This window comes from uncultured Spongiibacter sp. (assembly GCF_964011655.1).
GTDB lineage: Bacteria > Pseudomonadota > Gammaproteobacteria > Pseudomonadales > Spongiibacteraceae > Spongiibacter > Spongiibacter marinus.
On record NZ_CAXGPO010000046.1, the window covers coordinates 1 to 22,817 of the forward strand.

Consider the following 22,817-nt stretch of genomic DNA (forward strand, 5'->3'; position numbering starts at 1 on the left):
CATTTTCATTAACTTTAGAATCCTGAACACAACGACACCACACAGGTTCCAGCAACATGTACGTTTGTCTCTGCAAAGGCATTACCGATACACAAATTCGAGAAGCGATGGACAATGGCGCCAGCAGCTTCCGTGAATTGCGCCGTGAACTTGACCTCGCCAGCCAGTGCGGAAAGTGCGGCTCCCTGGCTCGCAGTGTCTTTGACGCCCATCTCAGCAACTATGACGAATCCCTCTGTTACGCCGTTGCCTAAGCCGAAAAGCAATTGAGAACGATTGGCTTTACCCTTCTAACATACCATTTAAAATCAACAACTTAGCTTGACTCACCCCCATAGCGCGTCCACACTATTGGCTATTCATACGCCACGTTAATTAAGGACACAGCAATGAAAGGTGACGCTCAGGTTATCGCCCATCTCAATAAGGCACTTGGCAACGAACTGGTCGCCATCAACCAGTATTTTCTGCATGCGCGCATGTACGAGGACTGGGGCCTGAAAGAGCTCGGCGAGCACGAATACCATGAATCCATCGACGAAATGAAACACGCTGACAAGCTGATCAAGCGTATTTTATTTTTGGAAGGCATTCCCAACCTGCAAGACCTTGGCAAACTGATGATCGGCGAAAATACCAAGGAAATGCTCGAGTGCGACCTCAGCCTGGAGCTGAAAGCCGTACCGGATCTGAAAGAAGGCATTAAGTATTGCGAATCAGTTGGAGACTTCGGTAGCCGGGAGCTGCTTGAGGAAATTTTGGAGTCTGAGGAAGAGCATATCGACTGGCTGGAAACTCAGCTGGGCCTTATCGAGAAAGTAGGCATCCAAAACTACCAGCAATCCGTTATGGGCGGCCTTGGCGACTCATAAGCCGCCACCGCAAAGAAAGAAGGGCCCGCTCCTTATTGGAGTGGGCTTTTTTTTTGCGTGTTAGCTCTTCGGCTTCACCGGCGACACATGCATGCTGATCTCAGCGGTGAAGACGACCGTGCCATCTTCTTCCTTTACCTCAACCTGCACCGGCACTTCGCCTTTTTCACCCACTTCTATCTCCCTCATGCTCGCATAGCCGCGCAACACCCCTTTAGCAGGCTTTAAATAACGCACCGTCATTCCGGCGGGGATCCAACGCATACCTTTGGGCATTGATACTTCGGCAGTCATTCCGCCAACGACCTCGGCCAGGTTACAAAGCGCGATCGCATGAACCGTACCAATGTGATTGTGAATAGAGCGACGCTCACGAATACGCACAACGCCATAGCCAACACCCAACTCTTCAAAACGCGGAGAGATCGTAGAGAAGTAAGGCGCTTTTAAGCATATCGCCTTAGAGAAAGCCAGCTTGCCACCGGGGTACGCTGACAACTTACGCCACATTTTCAATACAGAATTCATAACACTACCTCCAGAACAAGGTCGTCAGACTAGCACCGCCCCCGCGTCAGGCCATTGACCCCAAATTCTGGATGCGGCGAATTTACAGCCATAGAAACCTCCCCGCGGCCACCTTCGCGGCATCATCACAATCAGGCCAAATAATAACTACAATGCAGTTGATAATTAATCTCATTATGAAGTAGAGTTACACCCTCTCGTGCAGCAAGGCAAAATAGTTGCGCACCTCTTTTCCAACCATGAGATAACTTGAGCAGACAATATGAGTAAACGCACACTGATTTCAGCGACGATAGCTGCTTCTGTAGCAACCCTTGCCGCATGCGGTGGTGGTGGCGGCGGCGGAAATGGCGGCGGCAACGGCAACTCAGGTCAGCCCAATATCCCAGAGACGTACAGCTTCGAAAGCAAGATCACTGCTGGCGCAAGCGCGGTAAGCTACACCGGGCAAACGGCTCGCCAGCTGTTGATTGCGGACCTTGTTATTGCCTTAAACGCTCTGCAGGACAACCCCGGTGCAACGCCCGCCTCAGTTGAGAACGACCTGGATTTCTACATCGGTGGCAATGTTGATTCCACTAACTACAGCTACAGCATCAGCGGCCAAACCTTAATTCCCGGGCCGACCTACGGCGACATTTCCACCGGCAAAAACCTCGACGGCAAGATTGCCGGCGGCAATGGCACCGGCGGCGGTGAAACCAGCAAATTAATTGGTAACGAGTTTTTTGGCTGGGGTGAATTGAGCAGCAACGCCCTGCCCATCGACCTGGTCGACCTATTTATCGAGCGCGTTGCCAATGAGGCGACTGATGGCGTTGATCCACAAATTGCCACTACAGGCGGTAACGCCAATATTGGCGCCGTCACCGTCGACTCAGAGGGCCGCGACTACCGCCAGCTGATCCAGAAATTCCTGCTGGGTGCAGTCACCTTCTCTCAAGGCACTAACGACTACCTTAAAACCGACTTTTCTGACGACGACAATCACCTTCAGGACGGCAGCAAACCCTACACGTTTGCCGAGCACAAGTGGGACGAGGCCTTTGGCTACTTCGGTGCAGCGCGGGACTACAACAGCTACAGCGACGCCGACATTGCCGGCGATGCGTTCTTCAAAGACAGCAACGACGATGGCAGCATCGACTTACGCAGTGAGGTGAACCTCGCCAATTCAACAAACTGTGCCAAGCGCGATAAGGGAAGCCAGACTGGCACCGATTTCACGAAAACCGTGTTTGACGCCTTCAAAGCGGGCCGCTTTATCCTGAACGAAGCAGTGACAAACGGCGGCCTCAGCGCTGATGAATTGAGCGAACTGAATACGCAAATTGAAATCGCGGCAAAAACCTGGGAAAAATGCATCGCCGCCACGGTGGTTCACTACGTGAACGATGTTCTTGGCGATATGGATAACTTCGGCAACGGTGTTTTCGCAGACCGAGACAACTTCCTTGATCTCGCCAAGCACTGGAGCGAAATGAAAGGCTTTGCGTTGGGCTTGCAGTTCAGCCCCTACTCCCCTTTCCGCGATGGCAGCGTCTCGGGCGCCAACCTTCAGAGCCTCAAGGACTTGCTCGAAAAAATGGGTGATGCACCCGTGTTAGCCGACGGCTCACAAAATGGCAACGCGCCAACCGGCACTGCTCAGCAAGCCATTGATGCCTACCGTCAAGACTTGCTGTCTATTCGTAGTACGCTGCAAACCGCTTACGAGTTCGAAAGCACGGACGTCGAAAACTGGTAATGGCGAGCTAACGTAAATAAGCACATCTGATAAAGGCGCTCTATGCGCCTTTTGTTCGTTTAGACGAGATTCTTTATGAAAGCCCTTGTGAACTCCCGATCAAAAACCATTGCGAGCGTGTTCGCACTGTCACTGTCGCTAACCGCCTGCGTCGACGACAGTGGTGGTAACAGCACTAAGGTCAACGCCGATAATTTTGACTTCGTGCGTATGCTGGCCAACTACGCCGACAACATTATCATCCCCAATTACCAAGACGCGGCGCAGCAAAGTGCTCAACTCGGTGACACAAACGGCGCCATTGCGGAATACTGCAGCGCAATCGATACCGCTCAAGAAAGTGCCGCGCTCACCAATGCACAGCTGCAGTGGCAAGAGACGATGGATGCCTGGCAGCTTACCGAGCTCCACCAGCTCGGCCCCGCCACAGACAACAACAGTGCACTGCGCAACCGCGTGCTATCTTTTTCCAGAGGCAACCCTCTCAGCAGCTGCGGCGTAGACCAGGCCACCGTACTGGCCTCTACTGACAGCAGCTTTGATCTTGCGAGCCGCCCGACCAACCAACGCGGCCTGGGCGCAGTGGAATATCTGCTGTTTGAAGATGACCTAAACCACACCTGCCCAAGCCAAATTCAAGAAACCGCTGACTGGAACCAACGCCCAGAAGTCGAGCGCAAGACGCTGCGCTGTAACTACGCCCTGCTGTTGGCCGAAGACGTAAGCAATGCCGCAAGTAGCATCGCTGAGGCCTGGGCCACGTCGTCTGGCAACTACCGCTCCACATTCGTTAACCCCGCCAATGCGGGCAGCAACACTAAAGCACTTTCAGACGCATTGTTCTATCTCGACACAGAAACCAAGGATGCCAAGCTGGGTATTCCACTGGGCATTAGCGCCAGCTGCAGTCAGCCGGCCTGCCCCGAAGTGGCCGAATCGCCCTACGCCGAGCACAGCCTCCGCAATATCGAAAGCAACCTCAATGCCTTTATCACGCTGATTAATGGCGGCAGTGGCTTGGGCTTTGATGACATTATTAATCAGGCTGGCGTGAGCACCGTCACGGAACTCTTGCTGGATAATACCGCGGCGGCGCTGGCGGAAATCGACGCGATATCTGTTTCGCTCTCAGAGCAGGCTAGCGGCATCACCAGCTCGGCGGATGAGTCAGCCTGCGCAACGGCCGCAGATAACCCTGACGGCGCCCGAGACATTCCCGCCTGCAATGTTTACGGCTACATACGCCGTATTACAGACACCCTGAAAGTAGGATTTGTTGCCGCGGTAGACGTCGATTTACCCGATCGCGCCCAATCGGACAATGACTGAGACAACCTCCATGAAACTACATTACGTACTCATCGCCGCCGCGCTTTCTCCAGCAGCTGTGGCGGAAAGCCAACGCCAACCTGAAGAAGTTCTGGTAACCGGCGGGCGAAATGCCATATCAAACCTTGCGGGCTCTGCACAGATTATCGACGAAGAGATGCTTGAACAGTTCGATTACTCGGATTTGAATCAAGTCATGTCTGCACTGCCCGGCGTGTATATTCGCGAAGAAGACGGTTACGGTCTTCGCCCGAATATCGGCATACGCGGGGCCACGTCCGAGCGCAGCCAAAAAATCACCATCATGGAAGACGGCGTACTGATCACGCCCGCGCCCTACAGTGCACCCGCGGCGTACTATATTCCCAATATCAGCCGCATGAGCGCTGTAGAAGTTGTGAAAGGCCCATCGGCGATTTACCACGGCCCGCATACCGTGGGCGGCGCGATTAACTTTGCGACCCGCGCTATCGCCATCGACCCAGAGAGAGAAGTCGATGTCACCTTCGGCAGCGACAACTACCAAAAATACCAACTTTATAGCAGCGAAACGCTGACAACCGCCGACGGTAGTGAACTGGGCTATGCCATCGATGCGCTGCGCTTTAGTGGTGACGGCTTTAAAGAGCTAGATGGTGGCGGTGATACCGGGTTCGTGCGCAACGACATCAATCTCAAATTCAGTCTTCGCCCTGCTTCAGCACAAAACCAGCTGTTCACCCTCAAACTGGGTTTCGCCGATGAGGAAGCAGATGAAACCTACCTGGGCCTAACCACCGAAGACTTTAACGACGATCCCTACCGGCGTTACCGCGCCAGTCAACTTGACCGGTTTACCTCCGAACATAGCCAGATTCATTTAAGCCACGCCTTCGAAGTTTCGGAGAATGTGCAACTCAACAGTGCGGTTTACTGGAACCAGTTCGACCGCAGCTGGAACAAACTTGATGGCTTTATCGACGGCGTAGCTATTCGCGATGTCCTGAACTTCCCGGATGTGTTTACCCGTGAACTCGGCATTCTGCGCGGTGAAATCAACTCGGATGGCAGCGACAGCGACATGCTCGACGTGACCAATAATGCCCGCGAGTACGGCTCAATGGGTATTCAGTCCTCCGTTACATACCGCACTAGCTGGGGCGAAGCCGAACACGAAATCCAGACTGGGCTGCGCATGCACCACGACTACGTGGAAAGGGACCACAGTATTCGCGGATACCTGATGACCGATGGCAACATGGTTAATGACGGGCAACAGCGTGGCAGCAAGGTTCGTAACGAAGCGAGCACCGATGCCATTGCCTTGTATGTCGTTGACACCATCCAATGGCGAGACCTTCGCTTTACCCTGGGTTTCCGTCACGAGAATATCCGCGGGGACAACGAAGACTTCCTAACCGGTACCGACAACGACAAGTCGCAGTCCATTACCCTGCCTGGCGCCGGTGTATTCTGGCAGCTCAATGAGCAGCTCGGCCTGCTTGTTGGCATTAACCGCGGATTTTCCCCCGCCGCTCCCAGTGCCGGCAGCAATGTAGACCCCGAAGAGAGCACCAACCTGGAATACGGGCTGCGCTTCGAGCAAGACAATTTGCAACTGGAAGCGATTGGCTTTTTCAGCGACTACGAAAACCTGCTGGGTCGCTGTCGCGTCAGTGATCCCGGCTGCACACCCGGCGAAGAATTCAACGGCGACAATGTTGAAATTGCCGGTCTCGAACTAACCGGCCGATGGGATATGCAACTTGCTGCGGGTCTCAACGGCGCCATCGGGTTTTCATACACCTATACCGAGAGCGCATTCCAAACCGACTTCAGCAGCAGCTTCTCCCAGTGGGGCGACGTTGAAGCGGGTGACGAACTGCCATATCTACCCAAACACGTAGGCCAATTACAGTTCGCTGTGCGCGGTTCCAGCTGGGAAGCCAGTACCGCCATTAGTCACCAAAGCGAAATGCGAGATCAGGCTGGCGATGAGTCGCTTTCGCAGGTACGCCACACCGACGCGTATACCACCGTGGACAGCTCTGTCAGCTGGTTCCTCGACGAGCACTGGACGCTACAAGTGAGCGTCGACAACGTATTGGATGAAGAAGCCGTCGTTTCCCTGCGTCCCTTCGGCGCCCGCCCCAATAAGCCTAGAACGGCGCGATTGCGCGTGAAGTACCAATTCTAGGCCAATAATTGTGGAGAGCGTTCTGGATGCCTTTTTGTCGCCGCTATCGATTACCCTCGATCCCGGCCGGCGACTATTTTGGCTCTTTCTTCTCTCCTCGCTGGTGCTGGCCTCCATCACCGTTGCCGTGCAACAGCGCCGCTTTGACCTGAGAGAGCAACTCCGCTCACTGGGCAATCGGCGCTACTGGTTTAATCGCTCGACAGCGACTGACGGAGGCCTGCTGTTTCTCAACAGCCTGATCCGAGGCAGCCTGCTTATTCCATTGCTCGGCAGTCACTTGGCAGGCACCATCTTGGTTGGCAGTTGGCTGCAAAGCCAGTTCGGGGACGCCCCCTCGCTCAACCTTGCCCCGGCGCTGATCGCCATCACGTACACCGTGGTGTTTTTCATCACCGAGGACTTTAGTCGCTTTGCCCTGCATACCGTCATGCATAAATTCCCGGTGCTGTGGCATTTTCACCGCACGCATCACAGCGCCACAACACTTACGCCATTAACGGTGCACCGTGTACACCCCGTTGAAATGGCACTGTATTACCTGCGCGGCCTGGTCGTTTTTAGCGTGATTAGCGGTAGCTTCGTCTACCTGTTTCGCGGCCAGGTATCGGGCGTCGCGATTCTCGGCGTCGATTGTCTTGGCTTTTTATTTAACGCCCTCGGCGCAAACCTTCGGCATTCACATATTTTCTTGAGCTTTGGCCGACTGGAACGCTGGTTCATCAGCCCCGCTCAGCATCAAATCCATCACTCCAGTGCCGTTGAACATCAAGACAGGAATTTCGGTACCTGCCTGGCGATATGGGATCGCCTTTTGAATAGCTGGACGCCAGCGGGCAAGCGGCGCAATTTCACCTTTGGCCTTACTGAGCAGGCCCGCTCCGAAGCCATAAAAAACCCGGCGCTAGGGCCGGGTTTTCAAGAGGCGTACTTGCAAGCCAAAAGGAGTTAACCTTCCGCGGCCTCGCCAGCCGAGGTTTCTTTCAGCAGGGTTTGCAGCTCACCGCTCTCATACATTTCGCAAATAATGTCGCAGCCGCCAATCAGCTCGCCCTTAACCCACAGCTGGGGGAAGGTCGGCCAGTTAGCATACTCAGGCAGTTTTGCGCGAATATCGGGGTTAGACAAAATATCCACAAAGGCGAATCGCTCGCCACAACCCATCAATGCCTGAGAGGCGCGTGCAGAGAAGCCACACTGAGGCTGATTGGGTGACCCCTTCATATAGATAATGATGGGGTTGTTTTCGATTTGCTGTTTAATTGCGTCGATCGTATCCATTGAGTACCTGCCGTATCGGCGTCCGGCAAACCGATGAGTAAAAGCCCGGACCATTTCAGAGCGCTATTCTAACAATTCCCGGCGCGAAAAGTCATGCCTGCCCCCAGCCACCCCCGCCGGGCGTGGCAATGCGCAAGCGGTCACCGGGCTTTGCCAGCGCACTTACTTTTGCTGGTAAGCGCTCGCCATTCAGGCTGTTTTCCCCGCAGCGACCCGCGTCACCCCCTTGCAAGCCCCAGGGCGCGACATAGCGACGCTCGGTAAGCAAGGTAAAGCGCGCGGTCGCCAGGAATTCAAACTCGCGCACCAGGCCGTCGCCTCCGCAATGCCGCCCGCCGCCACCGCTGCCGCGGCGCACGCTGTATTGGCGAATGCGCAACGGGTAGTGCATTTCCAGGCTCTCCACCGGGGTGTTCAACGTATTGGTCATATGGCACTGCACACCACTCAGCCCAGCGCCCTCGGCATGACCGCCGCTCCCCCCCGCCAGGGTTTCATAGTAGTGCCAGGGCTCGCCCTCTAACGAGCCCATCGCCACATTGTTCATGCTGCCGTGCGCCGCGGCGGGAATACGCTCCGGCAAAGCCTGCGCGAGCGCGCCCAATACCGCGTCGCACGCGCGCATAGAGGTTTCCACATTGCCCGCCGCCACGGCCGCCGGCCGCCGTGCATTCAGCAGGCAACCTTCGGGAACACGAAGACGAATGGGACGGAACAAGCCCGCGCATACCGGCGCCTCATTGGGCATCAGACATCGAAACGCGTAATACACCGCCGCCGCAGCCACCGACCGCGGACAGTTAATATTGCCCGGCACTTGTTCAGCGGTGCCGGTGAAGTCCACCGTCGCCCGGCCGCCCCCCAGGGACAACAACACTTCAATCGTCAGGTTTTTCTGACCAAAGCCATCATCGTCCATAAGGTCTCGAAAACGGTACTCCCCAGCCGGTAATTCGGTTAAGCGGGAGGTCGCCAACTGCTCGGCATACGCCTGTAACTGGGTAACGGCCGCAGGAAACGGCAGCGGCAACGCCTCGACAACCTCGGCTAAGCGCGTCAGGCCACAGCGGTTCGCGCTAAGCTGGGCGACAAAGTCGCCGTGCTCACCCTCGCCAAACCATTCGTCCAGCAGGTGTCGCTGAACAACACCATCTCGCTGCAATAGCGTGGGCGGGATCACAACGCCCTCTTCATCTAAGCTTTTTGACAGGGGCATCGAGCCCGGCGTCGAGCCGCCAATATCCGCGTGGTGGGCGCGGTTCACAACAAATGCCAGCAACTCGCCGTGCAAAAAATACGGCGCAATGACCGTGACATCGGGCAGGTGGGTACCGCCAAGAAACGGGTCATTCAGCACCAACATATCGCCTTCTGACCAGTCGCAGGCGCCGACAATATCAGCCATCGCATAGGCCATACTGCCGAGGTGAACGGGAATATGCGCAGCTTGTGCACACAGCGCGCCACCGGCATCAAAGATGGCACAGGAAAAATCGAGCCGGTCTTTAATATTGGGTGAAAAAGCCGCCCGCTGCAGTACCGCCCCCATTTCCTCGCATACCGCTTCCAGGCGGCTTACGAAGAGCCCGAGTTTCACTGGGTCGAGCTGGGCGGTGTGAGTCATACCATCATCCTGTTAGGGCTAGCAAAACACTATTATCCCCAAAGCCACCAACATTCGCCAAACGCACCTGAAACAAAAACGGCCCCGAAGGGCCGTTAAGTCGATTATGTGTCAGTCCATGACGACCTAGAAGTTATAACGCGCGCTAAAGCCAATGGTACGTGGCTGGTTGACGTGGTGACCAACGCGGGCATTGCCGCCGCGCTCGGTATCCAAGGACAGCTCAGCACGTTCATTGGTTGCATTGCGCACAAACAATGCGGTATCCCATTGATCGTTTCTCGCACCCAGGCGCAAGTTGACGATCTGATAACCACCCTGCTCGCGATCATACTCGTAGGTAGGCTGGGTCAAAGGACCACCCACATTGGCGTACAGGCTGGCAACACCGCGCCCGCCGTTTTCCTGATCCGCAAGCTGGGTGTAGCGCGAACCGACGTTTTGATAGGTGGTGTTGAAGTAGCCTTCCCAGGTTTCGAATACCGGGAAGTAATAGGTAGCCGTCGCGGCAAGCTCAAAGCCCGGTGCCGTTGGCAACTCATTACCTTCGCGAATGCCGCCGACAATGCTCGTCACATTGGCGTTGTCGGTAGAGGTAACATCCGAATCGATCTCGGCGCGCACGTAGCTGGCCGACAGACCAAACTCGAAATTGCTCATCGGGCGCACGAAGAACTCAACTTCCACCCCGGTGCTGTGGGCCTCAGGCACGTTGTAAACGATCCGAGAGGAACAGGTACCCGCGTTTACGGTTGCCTGCAGATCTTTAATGTCGCTGTAGAATGCCGAGACATTAAAGGTACCCGCACCACCGAACAGGCGCATTTTACTGCCCACTTCATAGTTCGTCAGTGTTTCATCTTCAAAGTCATCGCGACCGCCAAAGGTGGCTTTATCGGCAGGTGAACACAGAGGTTCATTCAGCGGGTCGTTAATACCCCCCAAACGGAAGCCCTTCGACACCTGCGCATTGAGCATCACATCGTCATTCATGTCGTAGCGCAGCATCACCCGCGGCGACACACCATCCGACGACACATCACTCCTCTGTCCAAGCACGCTGGCGTTGTAGATACCATCAAAGTTCAGCGTACGCTTTTCCTCGTAGTCGAAGAAACGGGCGCCAACCACGATCATGGTTTTCTCGTTCAGGTCATAAGACACCTCGCCGAACACCGCGTACTGCTCCAGCTCGTAGGGAATGTCTGAATAGAACAGTTCATCAACCGCATTCGCGCCCAGGGTCTCGCCGGGGTCGGTGGAATCGGGCGCTGTGGTGCGCGCACTGGCGTCGTAACCGGCGACTTGCAGAGACTGGCCATAGCGACGCTCGATATCGCTATAGAAGATACCGGCCACCCATTGCACCGGGCCATTCAGGCCACTCAGGCGCAGCTCCTGGGTCAGCACCTCAGCTTCGGTTTCGTCATACAGCGGTGCATCGAGGGTATAAACCGCCTCGCTTTCACCGAAGGAGCCGCCAGTGATACTACCGTTCAGGGCCGTGGCATCGCGCAGCACCAACACATCGCGATCGGTATACGAGGACACCGACGTCAGCGTCATATCTTCAGTCAGATCAATGGTGGCGGTCAGGTCAACCAGCAAGAAGTCGTCCTCAAAGCTCTCTTCAAGCTGAGTAAACTGCTCGTAGTCCCCCAAACTTACCGGCGGGCGGCTGGTGGTGTAGGGGTTGGCCAACATATTGTAGTCGTCTTCGCGATTGAAGCCGTCCATGTCGATGCTCTGGAAAATAACCCGTGGCGTGATAACCACGCTGTCAGATGGCTGAAAGCGCAGTGCGATGCGACCACCGCTGCGGGTGCCTTCGTTAACATCGTCCTTGGTGCTTCCGTCGGGCTGCAAGGCATCGATGTAACCCGCGTATTGCTGAGCGTAACCCACGGCGCGGAGCGCCAAGGTGTCGCTAAGCGGAATATTAATATGCCCCTTAATATTACCGCCTTCACTGCCTTCATCGACGGTTTCACCGCCCACTTGCACAGAGCCGCTGAGCTCGTCACTGTTGGGCGCATTGCTGATATAACGCACCGTGCCCGACAGCGAGCCGGAGCCGAACAGTGTGCCCTGCGGCCCGCGCAGCACTTCCACACGATTGATGTCGTAAAAATCCAAGTCGGGCGTGAACAGCGACATCGAGATCACTGACTCGTCAAAGTAGACCCCAACCTGCTCTTTAACGCCGGGCTGATCGCGAACAATTTGCCCGGCAGAAATACCGCGAATAGAAACCTGGCTCTGACCCGGCCCCAGGTTTTGGATCGAAATACCGGCCACGTTTGTCGCCATCGACTCCAGATCCGTCGCCCCACTCTGCTTTAGTTTCCCTTCTGTCATCGCCGCAATAGAAAACGGCACATCCTGCAAGGTTTCCGACTGCTTCCGCGCGGTTACCAGCACCTCTTCCAGAACGTTGCCGTTGTCCTGGGCCGAAACGGCCACTGGCAACGCCAACATGGCAAGGGCAAGCTTTGATCGTTTGAACATACGCTTGTGTGTCATCTGTAGAAGTCTCCCCGACTACAATTATTATTGGCACCAAAAACACTGGCGCAGCATTTTGAGTCAATCTACTTATAGCAAACATCTCGGAGATTGCCGTATTGCACTTTTACGGCCCCCATGTTTTCAGCTAAAACATTAACAATAAATTTCCCCCCATCCAAGCCGCACCCGCTTCGCCCAAAACCACGGCTGACCAATCGCCCAGCGCCATTGACAAATTACCGCGGGCTATGGAATTTACAAAAGCTTCCTTATATGATTACTCCCTTAATTCTCGGGCAGCAGGCGCTGCCCTTTTGCGTTTTGGGGTTCGCTCAAATACCCCGCTAGAGGAGATACGCTGCAATGACATTGCCCGCACTGATGAATACTTACGGCCGCCTGCCTGTCAGCTTTGTGCGCGGTGAAGGTGTTCGCCTGTTCGATGAGCAGGGCAAGGGCTATATCGATGGCATCAGCGGCATTGGTGTCAATGCACTCGGCCATGCCCACCCCGGCGTTACACAAGCCATTACCGAACAAGCGGGCAAGCTGCTGCACACCTCCAACTTATACAATGTGCAGCGCCAACAGCAGCTGGCCGAATCTCTGCGCGATGCCAGCGGCATGGACAATGTATTTTTTGCCAACTCGGGGGCAGAAGCCAACGAAGCGGCCATTAAACTGGCGCGTATGCACGGCCACCAGCGCGGTATCGACATCCCCCATGTTGTGGTGATGGAGCAGGCCTTCCACGGCCGGACTCTGGCCACGCTTACCGCCTCCGGCAACCGCAAAATTCAGGCGGGCTTCGAGCCGCTGGTGCGCGGCTTTATCCGCGCGCCCTTCGGCGATATCGCGGCCCTGGAAAGCATTGCCAACAACAATGACAGCGTAGCCGCCGTGTTACTGGAGCCGATCCAGGGTGAAGGCGGCCTGCACGTATTACCGGAAGGTTTCCTGAAACAACTGCGCGAACTCTGCGACCGCAACAACTGGCTGCTGATGCTCGACGAAGTACAAACAGGCAATGGCCGGACCGGCAAATATTTCGCCTACCAACACGACGGCGTACTGCCCGATGTACTGGTGACGGCTAAAGGCCTTGGCAACGGCCTGCCTATTGGCGCCTGTCTGGCACACGGTAAAGCCGCGTCGCTGTTTCACCCCGGCAACCACGGCTCTACCTTCGGCGGCAACCCACTGGCCTGCGCGGCGGGACAAGTGGTCGTTGAAACAGTGAACACCGAAGAGATGCGCAACCACGTCAGCGACGTCGGTGACTACTTACAGGCTGGTCTGCGCGAGCGCTTAGCCGATGCCCAGCACGTTGTAGACGTGCGCGGCCGCGGCTTGATGGTGGGCGTTGAATTAAGCAGCCCCTGCGCAGGCCTTGTTAAACAAGCGCTCGACCAGGGCTTATTGATTAACGTTACTGCGGAACGGGTCGTGCGCCTGCTTCCCCCTCTTATTATTAGCCGGCAGGAAGTCGACGCGCTGCTCGACATCCTCTGTCCACTGATCCTTCAGTGGCCCGCCCAGTCCGATGCCGCGTAAGGCAGCAATCGATGCAGCAAAGGTAGCCACTTATGGCCTTGAGACACTTTTTAACCCTTAACGACCTCAGCCCCGCGGAACTCGACCACGTCATTGCGCGGGCAATAGAGCTGAAAGCCGAGCACCGCGAGCGCCGCCAGGGCGTTCAATTTCCCAACTACGTGCTGGGCATGATCTTTGAAAAAGCGTCTACCCGCACGCGCATTTCTTTCGAGGCGGGCATTGCCCAATTTGGCGGCCACGCCATCTTCCTGTCACCGCGCGATACGCAATTGGGACGCGGCGAGCCGACTGAAGACAGCGCGCGTGTGATCTCGTCAATGTGCGACATCGTGATGATTCGCACCTTCGAACACAGCATTATTGAAAAATTTGCCGAGTACTCGTCAGTGCCAGTCATCAACGCCCTGACTGATGACTACCACCCCTGCCAGCTCCTCGCCGACATTCAAACCTTTGTCGAGCACCGCGGCAGCATTAAAGGCAAACAAGTCACCTGGGTTGGCGATGGCAACAATATGTGCCAGTCCTATATCAATGCCGCAATCCAGTTCGACTTCAAGTTGAAGATCGCCTGCCCCGAGGGTTTTGACCCGCGCGCTGATCTGGTCGAGGCCGCTGGTGACCGCGTGGAAATCATCCGCGACCCTGCCGAAGCGGCAAAAGGCTCCGACCTGCTGGTTACCGATGTCTGGGCATCTATGGGCCAAGAAGAAGAAAAGGCCGAGCGCCGTCGCAAACTGGCGGGATACCAGATCAATGCCGAACTGATGTCCCACGCCAACCCCGACGCGCTGTATATGCACTGCCTCCCCGCCAAGCGCGGTGAGGAAATTAGCGCCGAGCTGATGGACAGCCCCGATACCGTGATCTGGGACGAAGCAGAAAACCGTCTGCACGCCCAGAAAGCACTGATGGAATTTTTGCTCACCCAGTAGATTGTTGCTTGCGGCGAGGCGTATCGGCCCGCCGCATAGCAAGCGAAGGAGCAGCCTTGCTAAAAATTCAGGACATTCACTGCCGCTACGACACCACCCCCGTCGTCAATGGCGTCAGCTTTCACGTCCACAACGGTGATATATGCAGTCTGCTAGGGCCTAGCGGCTGTGGCAAAACCACTATCCTGCGCGCGATTGCCGGCTTCCAGCCCCTTCACAAAGGGCAGATCCTGCTCAACGAGCAAACCCTCAGCCAACCCGGCATGCAGCTACCACCCGAGCAGCGCCACATCGGCATGGTATTTCAGGACTACGCCCTGTTCCCCCATTTGAATGTTATCGACAACATTCGTTTTGGCTTAAAAAAACTGCCGCATAAAGAGCAACAGCAGCGCGTCCGCCGACTGCTTTCCCTCGTTCGCCTGGACGGCGTGGAAAAACGCTACCCACACGAGTTATCCGGTGGCCAGCAACAGCGCATTGCACTGGCCCGCGCGCTGGCCCCCAACCCTCAGCTGTTGTTGATGGATGAGCCCTTTTCCAACCTCGACGCCGAACTGCGCAAGAAGCTCAGCCTGGAAGTCCGGGACATTTTAAAAGAGCTTGGCATTAGCGCTATTTTGGTCACCCACGACCAACACGAAGCCTTCGCCTTTAGCGATCAGGTCGGTCTGCTGCACGGCGGTCATCTGCAGCAGTGGGATACGCCCTTTAATCTCTATCACGAGCCGACCAACCGCATCGTTGCCGACTTTATCGGTGAAGGCTGCTTCCTGCCCGGGCTGATCGGCACCGAGTCCAACACGGTGAATACCGAGCTCGGCGCGCTCATTGGCAACCGCGCCTATCCCTGGCCTAGCGGCACCCCAGTGGACGTGTTGCTGCGCCCCGACGATATCGTATTGAGTGACTTCGGCGGCTTGCGAGCAACAGTAGAGCGTAAAGTCTTTTCAGGCAGCGCCACGGTCTACACCCTGCGCCTGCCCACCGGCAGCGTGGTAGAAGCCTTACTGCCCAGCCACCGCGACTTCCAACTCGGCGAAACGGTACAGATCAGCACCGAGCTGGAACACCTCATCGCCTTCGCCCAGGAAGGTGCAAATTTTGAGCACGCGCCCCGGCCTCATAGCGGCGCTGCATAAAAAATTTTTTGTTATAAACATTCCGTCTAGCGGCTGTGGCCGCAGCAATTTTAGTGGCCACTCAGCGCTAAAGCCCGCCCTGCGGGCACTTGCGAGCAAGGCAAATTTCACCCCCTGCTTACCCACACTTTATCCACAGCTCATTCACATCATATGGTGCTTGCACCCACCCGAAAACCGCATTATCTTGTATCCCGATTTCCAAAAAACCCCATATATGGGTGGCGGCGTCAACATTCACCTAGCATTGAATAACGCCTGAGATCAAGCTGTAGACAAAAAAAACCTCGCCCAAATACGGGCAAATAAGCCAAGCAGCGCCCCGCAAACATCCGTTTTTTTGCGGCATTAACACCAACAACACGCGATCAGCATAGCAAGGGCCCTAAATACCATGCAGACCACCCAAGATAGCAGCACCAGCAACGCGCCGGTTCCTCCTACCGCCCCCAAGCAAGACGAGCTCAGTGCCACCGCACCCGGGCAAATCCGCGTTATCAAACGCAATGGGTCAGTGGTGAGCTACACCGATGACAAAATCAGTGTCGCCATCACCAAAGCGTTTCTGGCTGTAGAGGGTGGCAATGCCGCGGCCTCGACCCGTATTCATGAAACCGTAGCCAAGCTGACGGATCAGGTTTCCGCCACCTTCAAGCGCCGCATGCCCACGGGTGGAACCATCCACATTGAAGAAATTCAAGATCAGGTCGAGCTGGCTCTGATGCGCAGCGGCGAGCACAAAATTGCTCGCGCCTACGTACTGTACCGCGCGGCCCGCGCCGAAGAGCGCGCCCAACAAAGTCCGGAAGTGGCCGAGAAAACCCACCCCAGCATTCGCGTTAAACACGCTGATGGCAGCGAAGTACCGCTGGACCTGGGTCGCCTGGAATTTATTGTGAATGAAGCCTGTGAAGGCCTCGAAGACGTCTCTGCCAATGCCGTGCTCGACGAAGCACTGAAGAGCCTGTTTGACGGCGTGTCCGAGAAAGAAATCAACACCTCGCTGGTCATCGCCGCCCGCGCCATGGTGGAAAAAGAGCACAACTACAGCCTGGTTACCGCCCGCCTGCTACTGGACAAACTCCGCGCCGAAGCGCTGAGCTTCCTCGGTGTGGCAGACAGCGCCACCCAGCACGACATGGCTGTTTACTACCCCAAGGCACTGCCGGTTTACATTGAAAAAGGCGTCGAGCTGGAACTGCTGTCGCCCGAGCTGCGCGACTACGACATGGCCGCCCTGGGCGCTGCCATCAAGCCCGAGCGCGACCACCAGTTCCAATACCTCGGTTTGCAAACCCTCTACGACCGCTACTTTATTCACAGCAATGAAGTGCGTATCGAGCTACCACAAATTTTCTTCATGCGCGTTGCCATGGGCCTGGCCATGCGTGAAGAGAATAAAACCGCGCGCGCGATCGAATTCTATGACCTGCTGAGCTCCTTCGACTACATGAGCTCCACCCCCACGCTTTTTAACGCCGGTACGCTGCGTCCTCAGCTCTCCAGCTGCTACCTGACCACCGTACCCGACGACCTGCACGGCATTTACGGCGCTATTCAAGACAACGCCATGCTGTCTAAATTCGCCGGCGGCCTGGGTAACGACTGGACGCCGGTACGCGGCCTGGGCGCTTACATTAAAGGCACCAACGGCAAGTCACAGGGCGTTGTCCCCTTCCTGAAAGTGGTCAACGACACCGCCGTTGCGGTTAACCAGGGCGGCAAGCGCAAAGGCGCCGTCTGCGCCTACCTGGAAACCTGGCACATGGATATCGAGGAATTCCTCGAGCTGCGCAAAAACACCGGTGACGATCGCCGCCGTACCCACGACATGAACACCGCCAACTGGATTCCCGACCTGTTCATGAAGCGCGTATTCGAAGACGGCGAATGGACACTGTTCTCACCGAACAATGTGCCCGATCTGCACGACCTCTACGGCAAGGCCTTCGAGGAGCGCTTCGAACAGTACGAAGAAATGACCCGCACCGGCGAGCTCAAGCTCTACAAGCGCGTTAAAGCCGCTGACCTGTGGCGCAAGATCCTGTCTATGCTGTTTGAAACAGGCCACCCCTGGATCACCTTCAAAGACCCCTGCAACCTGCGCAGCCCGCAGCAACACGCCGGTGTGGTGCACTCGTCTAACCTGTGTACCGAGATCACACTCAACACCAACAAAGACGAAATTGCCGTATGTAACCTTGGCTCGGTCAACCTTGCCCAACACATCATCGACGGCGAGCTGAACCTGGCCAAGCTGGAAAAAACCATCAAAACCGCTGTGCGCATGCTCGATAACGTTATCGACATCAACTACTACAGCGTACCGCAGGCCGAAAACTCAAACCTGAAGCACCGTCCTGTGGGCCTGGGTTTGATGGGCTTCCAGGACGCGCTGTACAAACAGCACATTGCCTACTCGTCAGACGCGGCAGTGGAGTTCGCCGACCGCTCAATGGAAGCGATCAGCTACTACGCCATCAAAGCCTCTAGCGACCTGGCCGTTGAGCGTGGCAGCTACCAGAGCTACGAAGGCTCACTGTGGAGCCGCGGCATTCTGCCCATCGACTCGCTGAAACTGTTGGTGGAAGAGCGCGGCAGCGACTACATCGAGGTCGACCACAGCCAGACTCTGGACTGGGACGGCCTGCGCGAAGTCGTTAAGCAACAAGGCATGCGTAACTCCAATGTGATGGCCATTGCCCCAACTGCCACCATTGCTAACATCACCGGTGTGTCGCAGTCGATCGAGCCGACCTACCAGAACCTCTACGTGAAATCGAACCTGTCAGGTGAATTCACCGTGGTGAACCCGCACCTGGTTAAAGACCTGAAAGCGCGCGGCCTGTGGGACGCCGTTATGGTTAACGACCTCAAGTACTACGAGGGCTCACTGCAGAAGATCGACCGCGTACCCGACGACCTGAAGGCCATGTACGCCACCGCCTTTGAGGTTGAGCCACGCTGGTTGGTGGACTCGGCAAGCCGCCGCCAGAAATGGCTGGACCAGGCCCAATCACTCAACCTGTACATAGCCGGTGCATCGGGCAAAAAGCTCGACATCACCTACCGCATGGCGTGGTTCCGTGGCCTCAAAACCACCTACTACCTCCGTGCATTGGCAGCCAGCTCTACCGAGAAATCCACGGTAAACCAAGGCTCCATGAACAAGGTATCGGCAAGCGCCGCCGCACCATCGGCGCCACAGGCTGCACCGGTACCACAAGCCTGCTCGCTGGATGATCCAGATTGCGAAGCTTGTCAGTAATAGAACTAGCAGCACCCGGGGCGCCGCGGCGCCCCACCCAAATAGCAGCGAACGAACACACACTTAATACCGAGGTAACTCACTAATGCTTAGCTGGGACGATTTCGATAAAGACGACGCACAAGAAGCGGCAAAACCTCAAACCAAAGAAGCACCACAACAGGCCGCCCCACAGGCCCCGGCACCTGAAGCGCCCAAGCCTGCCGTAGCCAGCCAAGCGGCTCCCGAGCAGCCCGCGGCACCGGCCGCCAGCGCACAAGCCGTTATGGAAAAAGCCAGTGCCTCACTCGACAACCTCGACGTTGCCGCCGGCCTGGAAGACCTGGAAATGGGCGCTGCCCGCCTGCGCGTTGAAGACAAGCGCATTATCAACTGCCACCTGGATCTGAACCAACTGGTGCCCTTCAAGTACGACTGGGCATGGCAGAAATACCTGGACGGCTGCGCCAACCACTGGATGCCGCAAGAAGTGAACATGACCGCCGACATCGCCTGCTGGAAAAATCCAGAAGGCCTGACCGACGACGAGCGCCGCATTGTTATGCGCTCGCTGGGCTACTTCTCTACCGCCGACTCACTGGTTGCCAACAATCTGGTACTGGCCGTTTACCGCCACATCACCAACCCTGAGTGCCGCCAATACCTGCTGCGCCAGGCTTTTGAAGAAGCCATCCACACCCACGCCTACCAATACTGTGTAGAGTCACTGGGCATGGACGAAGGCGAAGTCTTCAACATGTACCGCGAGCTGCCCTCCATCGCCAAGAAAGCGGCCTGGAGCCTCAAGCACACCCAGGCACTGGGCGACCCCAACTTTAAAACCGGCACCCCGGAAGACGACCAGGAACTGCTGCGCAACCTGATTGGTTTCTACGCCGTTACCGAAGGCATCTTCTTCTACTGTGGCTTCACCCAGATTCTGTCTATGGGCCGTCGCAACAAAATGACCGGCGTTGCCGAACAGTTCCAGTACATCCTGCGCGACGAGTCCATGCACCTGAACTTCGGCATCGACATGATCAACCAGATCAAACTGGAAAACCCACACCTGTGGAGCGAGCAATTCCAGGCTGAAGTCACCCAAATGATCGTGGAAGGCATGCAACTGGAAATCGAATACGCCAAAGACTCCATGCCCCGCGGCGTACTCGGCATGAACTCAGCCATGATGGAAGAATACCTGCAATTCATCGCCAACCGCCGCCTGTCGCAGCTTGGCCTGAAAGAGCAGTTCCCCAATGCGCAAAATCCCTTCCCGTGGATGAGCGAAATCATGGACCTGCGCAAAGAGAAAAACTTCTTTGAAACGCGCGTGATTGAGTATCAAACAGGTGGCGCGTTGAGCTGGTAAGGCCAACACCGTTACCACCCAAAGGCCCTCAAATGAGGGCCTTTTTTATTGGGCCTCTAAACAGCTTTCAATTCACCCCAATCAAACAGCACTGACATTTCCCTCACCAAGAACAAACTAGGCGAAAAAAGCTTGTGGGATTCGTGCTACGAATTTATGGTAAAAGCCTAACGCAGTTAAGGATGTACTGCCCCACTACCCAAGGAACGGTATGCAATTACAGCTACTTTCTTGCCACTCCCCCTGTAGAAACGGCACGACCTGTCTAACACGCTTAACTGCAAAATCGCCGACCCTGATCACGGGATTTGAGGCGATTTATTTTAGAAATAGCCTTTGCCCTACAATGGGATAGGCCTTCGCTGGGCGGAAACAAAAACGTGATAGATGGCCGCCCGATAATATTTATTATGAGGCTGAACTGGCCTCATAAACAGGCTGTTAGGGCAACTCAGCACTTATAGGTAGAAGAGTTATGGATGAAATAGAAGTATTTCCAGATAAGTACTGGCACTGCCATGTTGAGCTGGTAGGAGATAGTAAGAAGAATGACAGGTCTGCTGTGTTCAATGATTTAACATTTGACGAACTCAGCCAGCAAATAGTAACGCCTTGGCACTCTGGTAGAGCTTTTACTGTCGATGGCATGATCATCAAAAATATTGATGACGTTCAGAAAATTAAAATCACAAATACGCCTCAGCCGAAGTCCTACTACGCAGAGCAGCATAATAACAGGATGAGAAATTCTGGTATCGCAGATATGGCGACCAACAGAAGCCTGCTGCCTTTATCATCCGGAAAGGACTATACACATGACCTTTTGTTTAAAGAACAGGAAGTCATAAATACTACGGGAGCAGTAGTGTCTGAGAACAGTAATAACGTATTTATAGTACATGGCCATGACGAACAAGCAAAGGAGTCATCAGCTAGGTTTGTTGAAAAGTTAGGTCTAAATGCGGTGATTCTTCATGAGCAAGCAAATGAAGGAAAAACCATAATTGAAAAGCTCGAAAAGCATACGGATGCTGCTTACGCTGTAGTTCTTTTTACGCCCGATGATGTTGGGGCAAGTTCTGAAACACCAGAAAACCTACATCCAAGAGCCCGGCAAAATGTGTTAGTTGAACTTGGTTATATGGCTGCAAAGCTCGGTAGAGATAAGGTGTGCGTTCTCAGGAAAGGAGATGTAGAAATCCCTTCTGATTTTCTCGGTGTTCTATATATAGATATCGATGCAGCAGGTGCGTGGAGGCTGACGTTAGCCAAAGAGCTAAAGGTTGCTGGCTTAAAGGTAGACTTGAACGAGGCCATGTAGGCCCTAACAAGGTGCTGTTGGCGGACTGCTTTTCCGCTGCGCTCCAAACCAGCCGCAAAGCACGGCGTTAAAAATCAGAGGAAATAATGGAGCAGTACCTCGGAATATCAGCTGCAATTCTAGGCTCACTTGGTGGCGCAGGTGTGATTGTTGTCGGGCTTTCCAGTTGGCTCGGAAAGGTGTGGGCCACCAGATTGATGGACAACGAGCGCCACAAGCATGAGCGGGATTTAGAAGCTTTACGGGCCTCACTAAAAGCACAAAGCGATAAGCAGCTGACTGAAATGTTGAGTGATTTCGAGATATTCAAGCAGACCCATTTGCGTGAACACAACGATAAGCTCGCGATATATCGCGCTGCACTCGATACGATCGTTCCCATTCTCGCAAAAATCGAGCTTTTAGTTATCGGAGAGAGAGGCGAGCTATCTACTGAAGAAAAAGAGGCTTTCGAGAATGATAGGCTGCGCATCTACGGATACCTTGCGATGCTGGCGCCACAGTCTGTCATGGATGCAAACGATGCGTTCGTTGACCTCTTGCTAGCCCTCATTTACGACGGCGAACAAACTAATTGGGAAACAGTCAGGAATTCCGCGCTACGTTTGACCAATGCCATGAGGGCCGACATTGGTCTCAATAAAGAGCCGGTAACCTACAACGGTAGCCGTTGATTTTTTAACAAGGCCAAGCACGACGACGTCTTTTTCGTTGCGGCTTCGCCTCCACTGCAAAGCCGCGCATGCTGGCTGACGTTAGCGCAATCTGGAAATAGAGAATGGATAAATATTCTGGCCCAGAAGATATCTACAAAGAGGTGGTAGAAGACGTTCCAGAGGATGAGGAGTGGCTGCTCGGTTTAGTCGCATTTGCTGTAGTTGAAGAACAGAAAATCGAATGGATAAAGCATCAAACCGATAACAACGGCGGCTCTCCCTCAAATGAAGATATTCAAGCGTGGTATGAACAACTTCCGAGCGGCGTGCTTTTGCGTGCAAAGGATACTGCTGAGGCTCGGCTGCGGGACTATGGTGAAAATGCCATCTCAACATATATGGCTGATTACGAAAAAGAGTTCCGAGATGGCGCGTTAATGAACGAGGTAGCCGACCTTAAGAAGTTTTGGCCGCAATTCGGTGTAAACTTGGCTGGAAGATCGGAAGAGCGTCGTGTAGGGA

At 55.1% G+C, this 22,817-nt stretch carries 18 protein-coding genes; 14 read left to right on the plus strand and 4 right to left on the minus strand.

Translation table 11 applies throughout. The features are described 5' to 3' along the window. Positions 1-56 precede the first annotated feature (56 nt). Positions 57-254 (plus strand): bacterioferritin-associated ferredoxin, encoded by a 198-nt coding sequence (locus ABNS66_RS14640; protein WP_286694437.1) that lies wholly within the window; start codon positions 57-59, stop codon positions 252-254. 135 nt (positions 255-389) lie between these two features. Continuing rightward, on the plus strand, positions 390-872 hold the full coding sequence (gene bfr / locus ABNS66_RS14645; RefSeq protein ID WP_027874451.1) for a bacterioferritin: 483 nt from the start codon (positions 390-392) through the stop codon (positions 870-872). A 60-nt stretch (positions 873-932) separates the two neighbouring features. Here the strand turns inward: bfr and ABNS66_RS14650 are convergent, their stop codons facing one another. Continuing rightward, positions 933-1,400, minus strand: coding sequence for a hotdog fold domain-containing protein (locus tag ABNS66_RS14650; RefSeq protein ID WP_286837749.1), 468 nt, complete (start codon positions 1,398-1,400; stop codon positions 933-935). Between the two features lie 262 nt (positions 1,401-1,662). On the opposite strand from ABNS66_RS14650, the gene ABNS66_RS14655 reads away from it, so the two are divergent. The 4 genes from ABNS66_RS14655 (at position 1,663) to ABNS66_RS14670 (ending at position 7,604) form a co-directional block, all read left to right on the plus strand. Further along, positions 1,663-3,147, plus strand: a complete 1,485-nt coding sequence (locus tag ABNS66_RS14655; RefSeq protein WP_286837751.1) for a DUF4856 domain-containing protein — start codon at positions 1,663-1,665, stop codon at positions 3,145-3,147. A 75-nt stretch (positions 3,148-3,222) separates the two neighbouring features. Then, the gene (locus ABNS66_RS14660; protein WP_286837753.1) at positions 3,223-4,476 is read left to right on the plus strand and encodes an imelysin family protein; all 1,254 of its coding nucleotides are present in this window, start codon (positions 3,223-3,225) and stop codon (positions 4,474-4,476) included. Positions 4,477-4,486: 10 nt separating this feature from the next. Next, positions 4,487-6,652: a TonB-dependent receptor gene (locus tag ABNS66_RS14665; RefSeq protein WP_286837755.1), complete on the plus strand. Its 2,166-nt coding sequence runs from the start codon at positions 4,487-4,489 to the stop codon at positions 6,650-6,652. Positions 6,653-6,662: 10 nt separating this feature from the next. Beyond that, the gene (locus tag ABNS66_RS14670; protein WP_286837756.1) at positions 6,663-7,604 is read left to right on the plus strand and encodes a sterol desaturase family protein; all 942 of its coding nucleotides are present in this window, start codon (positions 6,663-6,665) and stop codon (positions 7,602-7,604) included. Here ABNS66_RS14670 and grxD read toward each other — a convergent pair. The 3 genes from grxD to ABNS66_RS14685 all read right to left on the minus strand — a co-directional run bounded on the left by grxD (position 7,601) and on the right by ABNS66_RS14685 (position 12,080). Next, positions 7,601-7,933 carry a Grx4 family monothiol glutaredoxin gene (gene grxD, locus ABNS66_RS14675; RefSeq protein ID WP_204995199.1) on the minus strand — a complete coding sequence of 111 codons (333 nt, stop codon included), beginning with the start codon at positions 7,931-7,933 and terminating at the stop codon, positions 7,601-7,603. The two genes, ABNS66_RS14670 and grxD, sit on opposite strands and share 4 nt — an antisense overlap. A 91-nt stretch (positions 7,934-8,024) precedes the next feature. Beyond that, positions 8,025-9,557 carry a hydantoinase B/oxoprolinase family protein gene (locus ABNS66_RS14680; protein WP_286837758.1) on the minus strand — a complete coding sequence of 511 codons (1,533 nt, stop codon included), beginning with the start codon at positions 9,555-9,557 and terminating at the stop codon, positions 8,025-8,027. 126 nt (positions 9,558-9,683) lie between these two features. Continuing rightward, positions 9,684-12,080, minus strand: a complete 2,397-nt coding sequence (locus ABNS66_RS14685; protein ID WP_286837760.1) for a TonB-dependent receptor — start codon at positions 12,078-12,080, stop codon at positions 9,684-9,686. A gap of 348 nt (positions 12,081-12,428) precedes the next feature. Here ABNS66_RS14685 and ABNS66_RS14690 point away from each other — a divergent pair, with 348 nt between their 5' ends. The 8 genes from ABNS66_RS14690 to ABNS66_RS14725 form a co-directional block, all read left to right on the plus strand. After that, complete coding sequence (locus ABNS66_RS14690) at positions 12,429-13,619, plus strand: acetylornithine transaminase (RefSeq protein ID WP_286837761.1); 1,191 nt, start codon at positions 12,429-12,431, stop codon at positions 13,617-13,619. Positions 13,620-13,651: 32 nt separating this feature from the next. After that, on the plus strand, positions 13,652-14,557 hold the full coding sequence (gene argF, locus ABNS66_RS14695; protein WP_204995195.1) for an ornithine carbamoyltransferase: 906 nt from the start codon (positions 13,652-13,654) through the stop codon (positions 14,555-14,557). 56 nt (positions 14,558-14,613) lie between these two features. Next, positions 14,614-15,699: an ABC transporter ATP-binding protein gene (locus ABNS66_RS14700; protein ID WP_286837763.1), complete on the plus strand. Its 1,086-nt coding sequence runs from the start codon at positions 14,614-14,616 to the stop codon at positions 15,697-15,699. A gap of 394 nt (positions 15,700-16,093) precedes the next feature. Further along, positions 16,094-18,967, plus strand: a complete 2,874-nt coding sequence (locus ABNS66_RS14705; RefSeq protein WP_286837764.1) for a ribonucleoside-diphosphate reductase subunit alpha — start codon at positions 16,094-16,096, stop codon at positions 18,965-18,967. An 85-nt stretch (positions 18,968-19,052) separates the two neighbouring features. Next, on the plus strand, positions 19,053-20,318 hold the full coding sequence (locus ABNS66_RS14710; protein ID WP_286694426.1) for a ribonucleotide-diphosphate reductase subunit beta: 1,266 nt from the start codon (positions 19,053-19,055) through the stop codon (positions 20,316-20,318). Between the two features lie 475 nt (positions 20,319-20,793). Continuing rightward, complete coding sequence (locus ABNS66_RS14715; RefSeq protein ID WP_286837765.1) at positions 20,794-21,639, plus strand: nucleotide-binding protein; 846 nt, start codon at positions 20,794-20,796, stop codon at positions 21,637-21,639. A gap of 86 nt (positions 21,640-21,725) precedes the next feature. Next, complete coding sequence (locus tag ABNS66_RS14720) at positions 21,726-22,313, plus strand: hypothetical protein (protein ID WP_286837767.1); 588 nt, start codon at positions 21,726-21,728, stop codon at positions 22,311-22,313. Between the two features lie 104 nt (positions 22,314-22,417). Continuing rightward, on the plus strand, positions 22,418-22,817 hold a 400-nt coding region (locus tag ABNS66_RS14725; RefSeq protein WP_348655368.1), incomplete at its 3' end, for a hypothetical protein.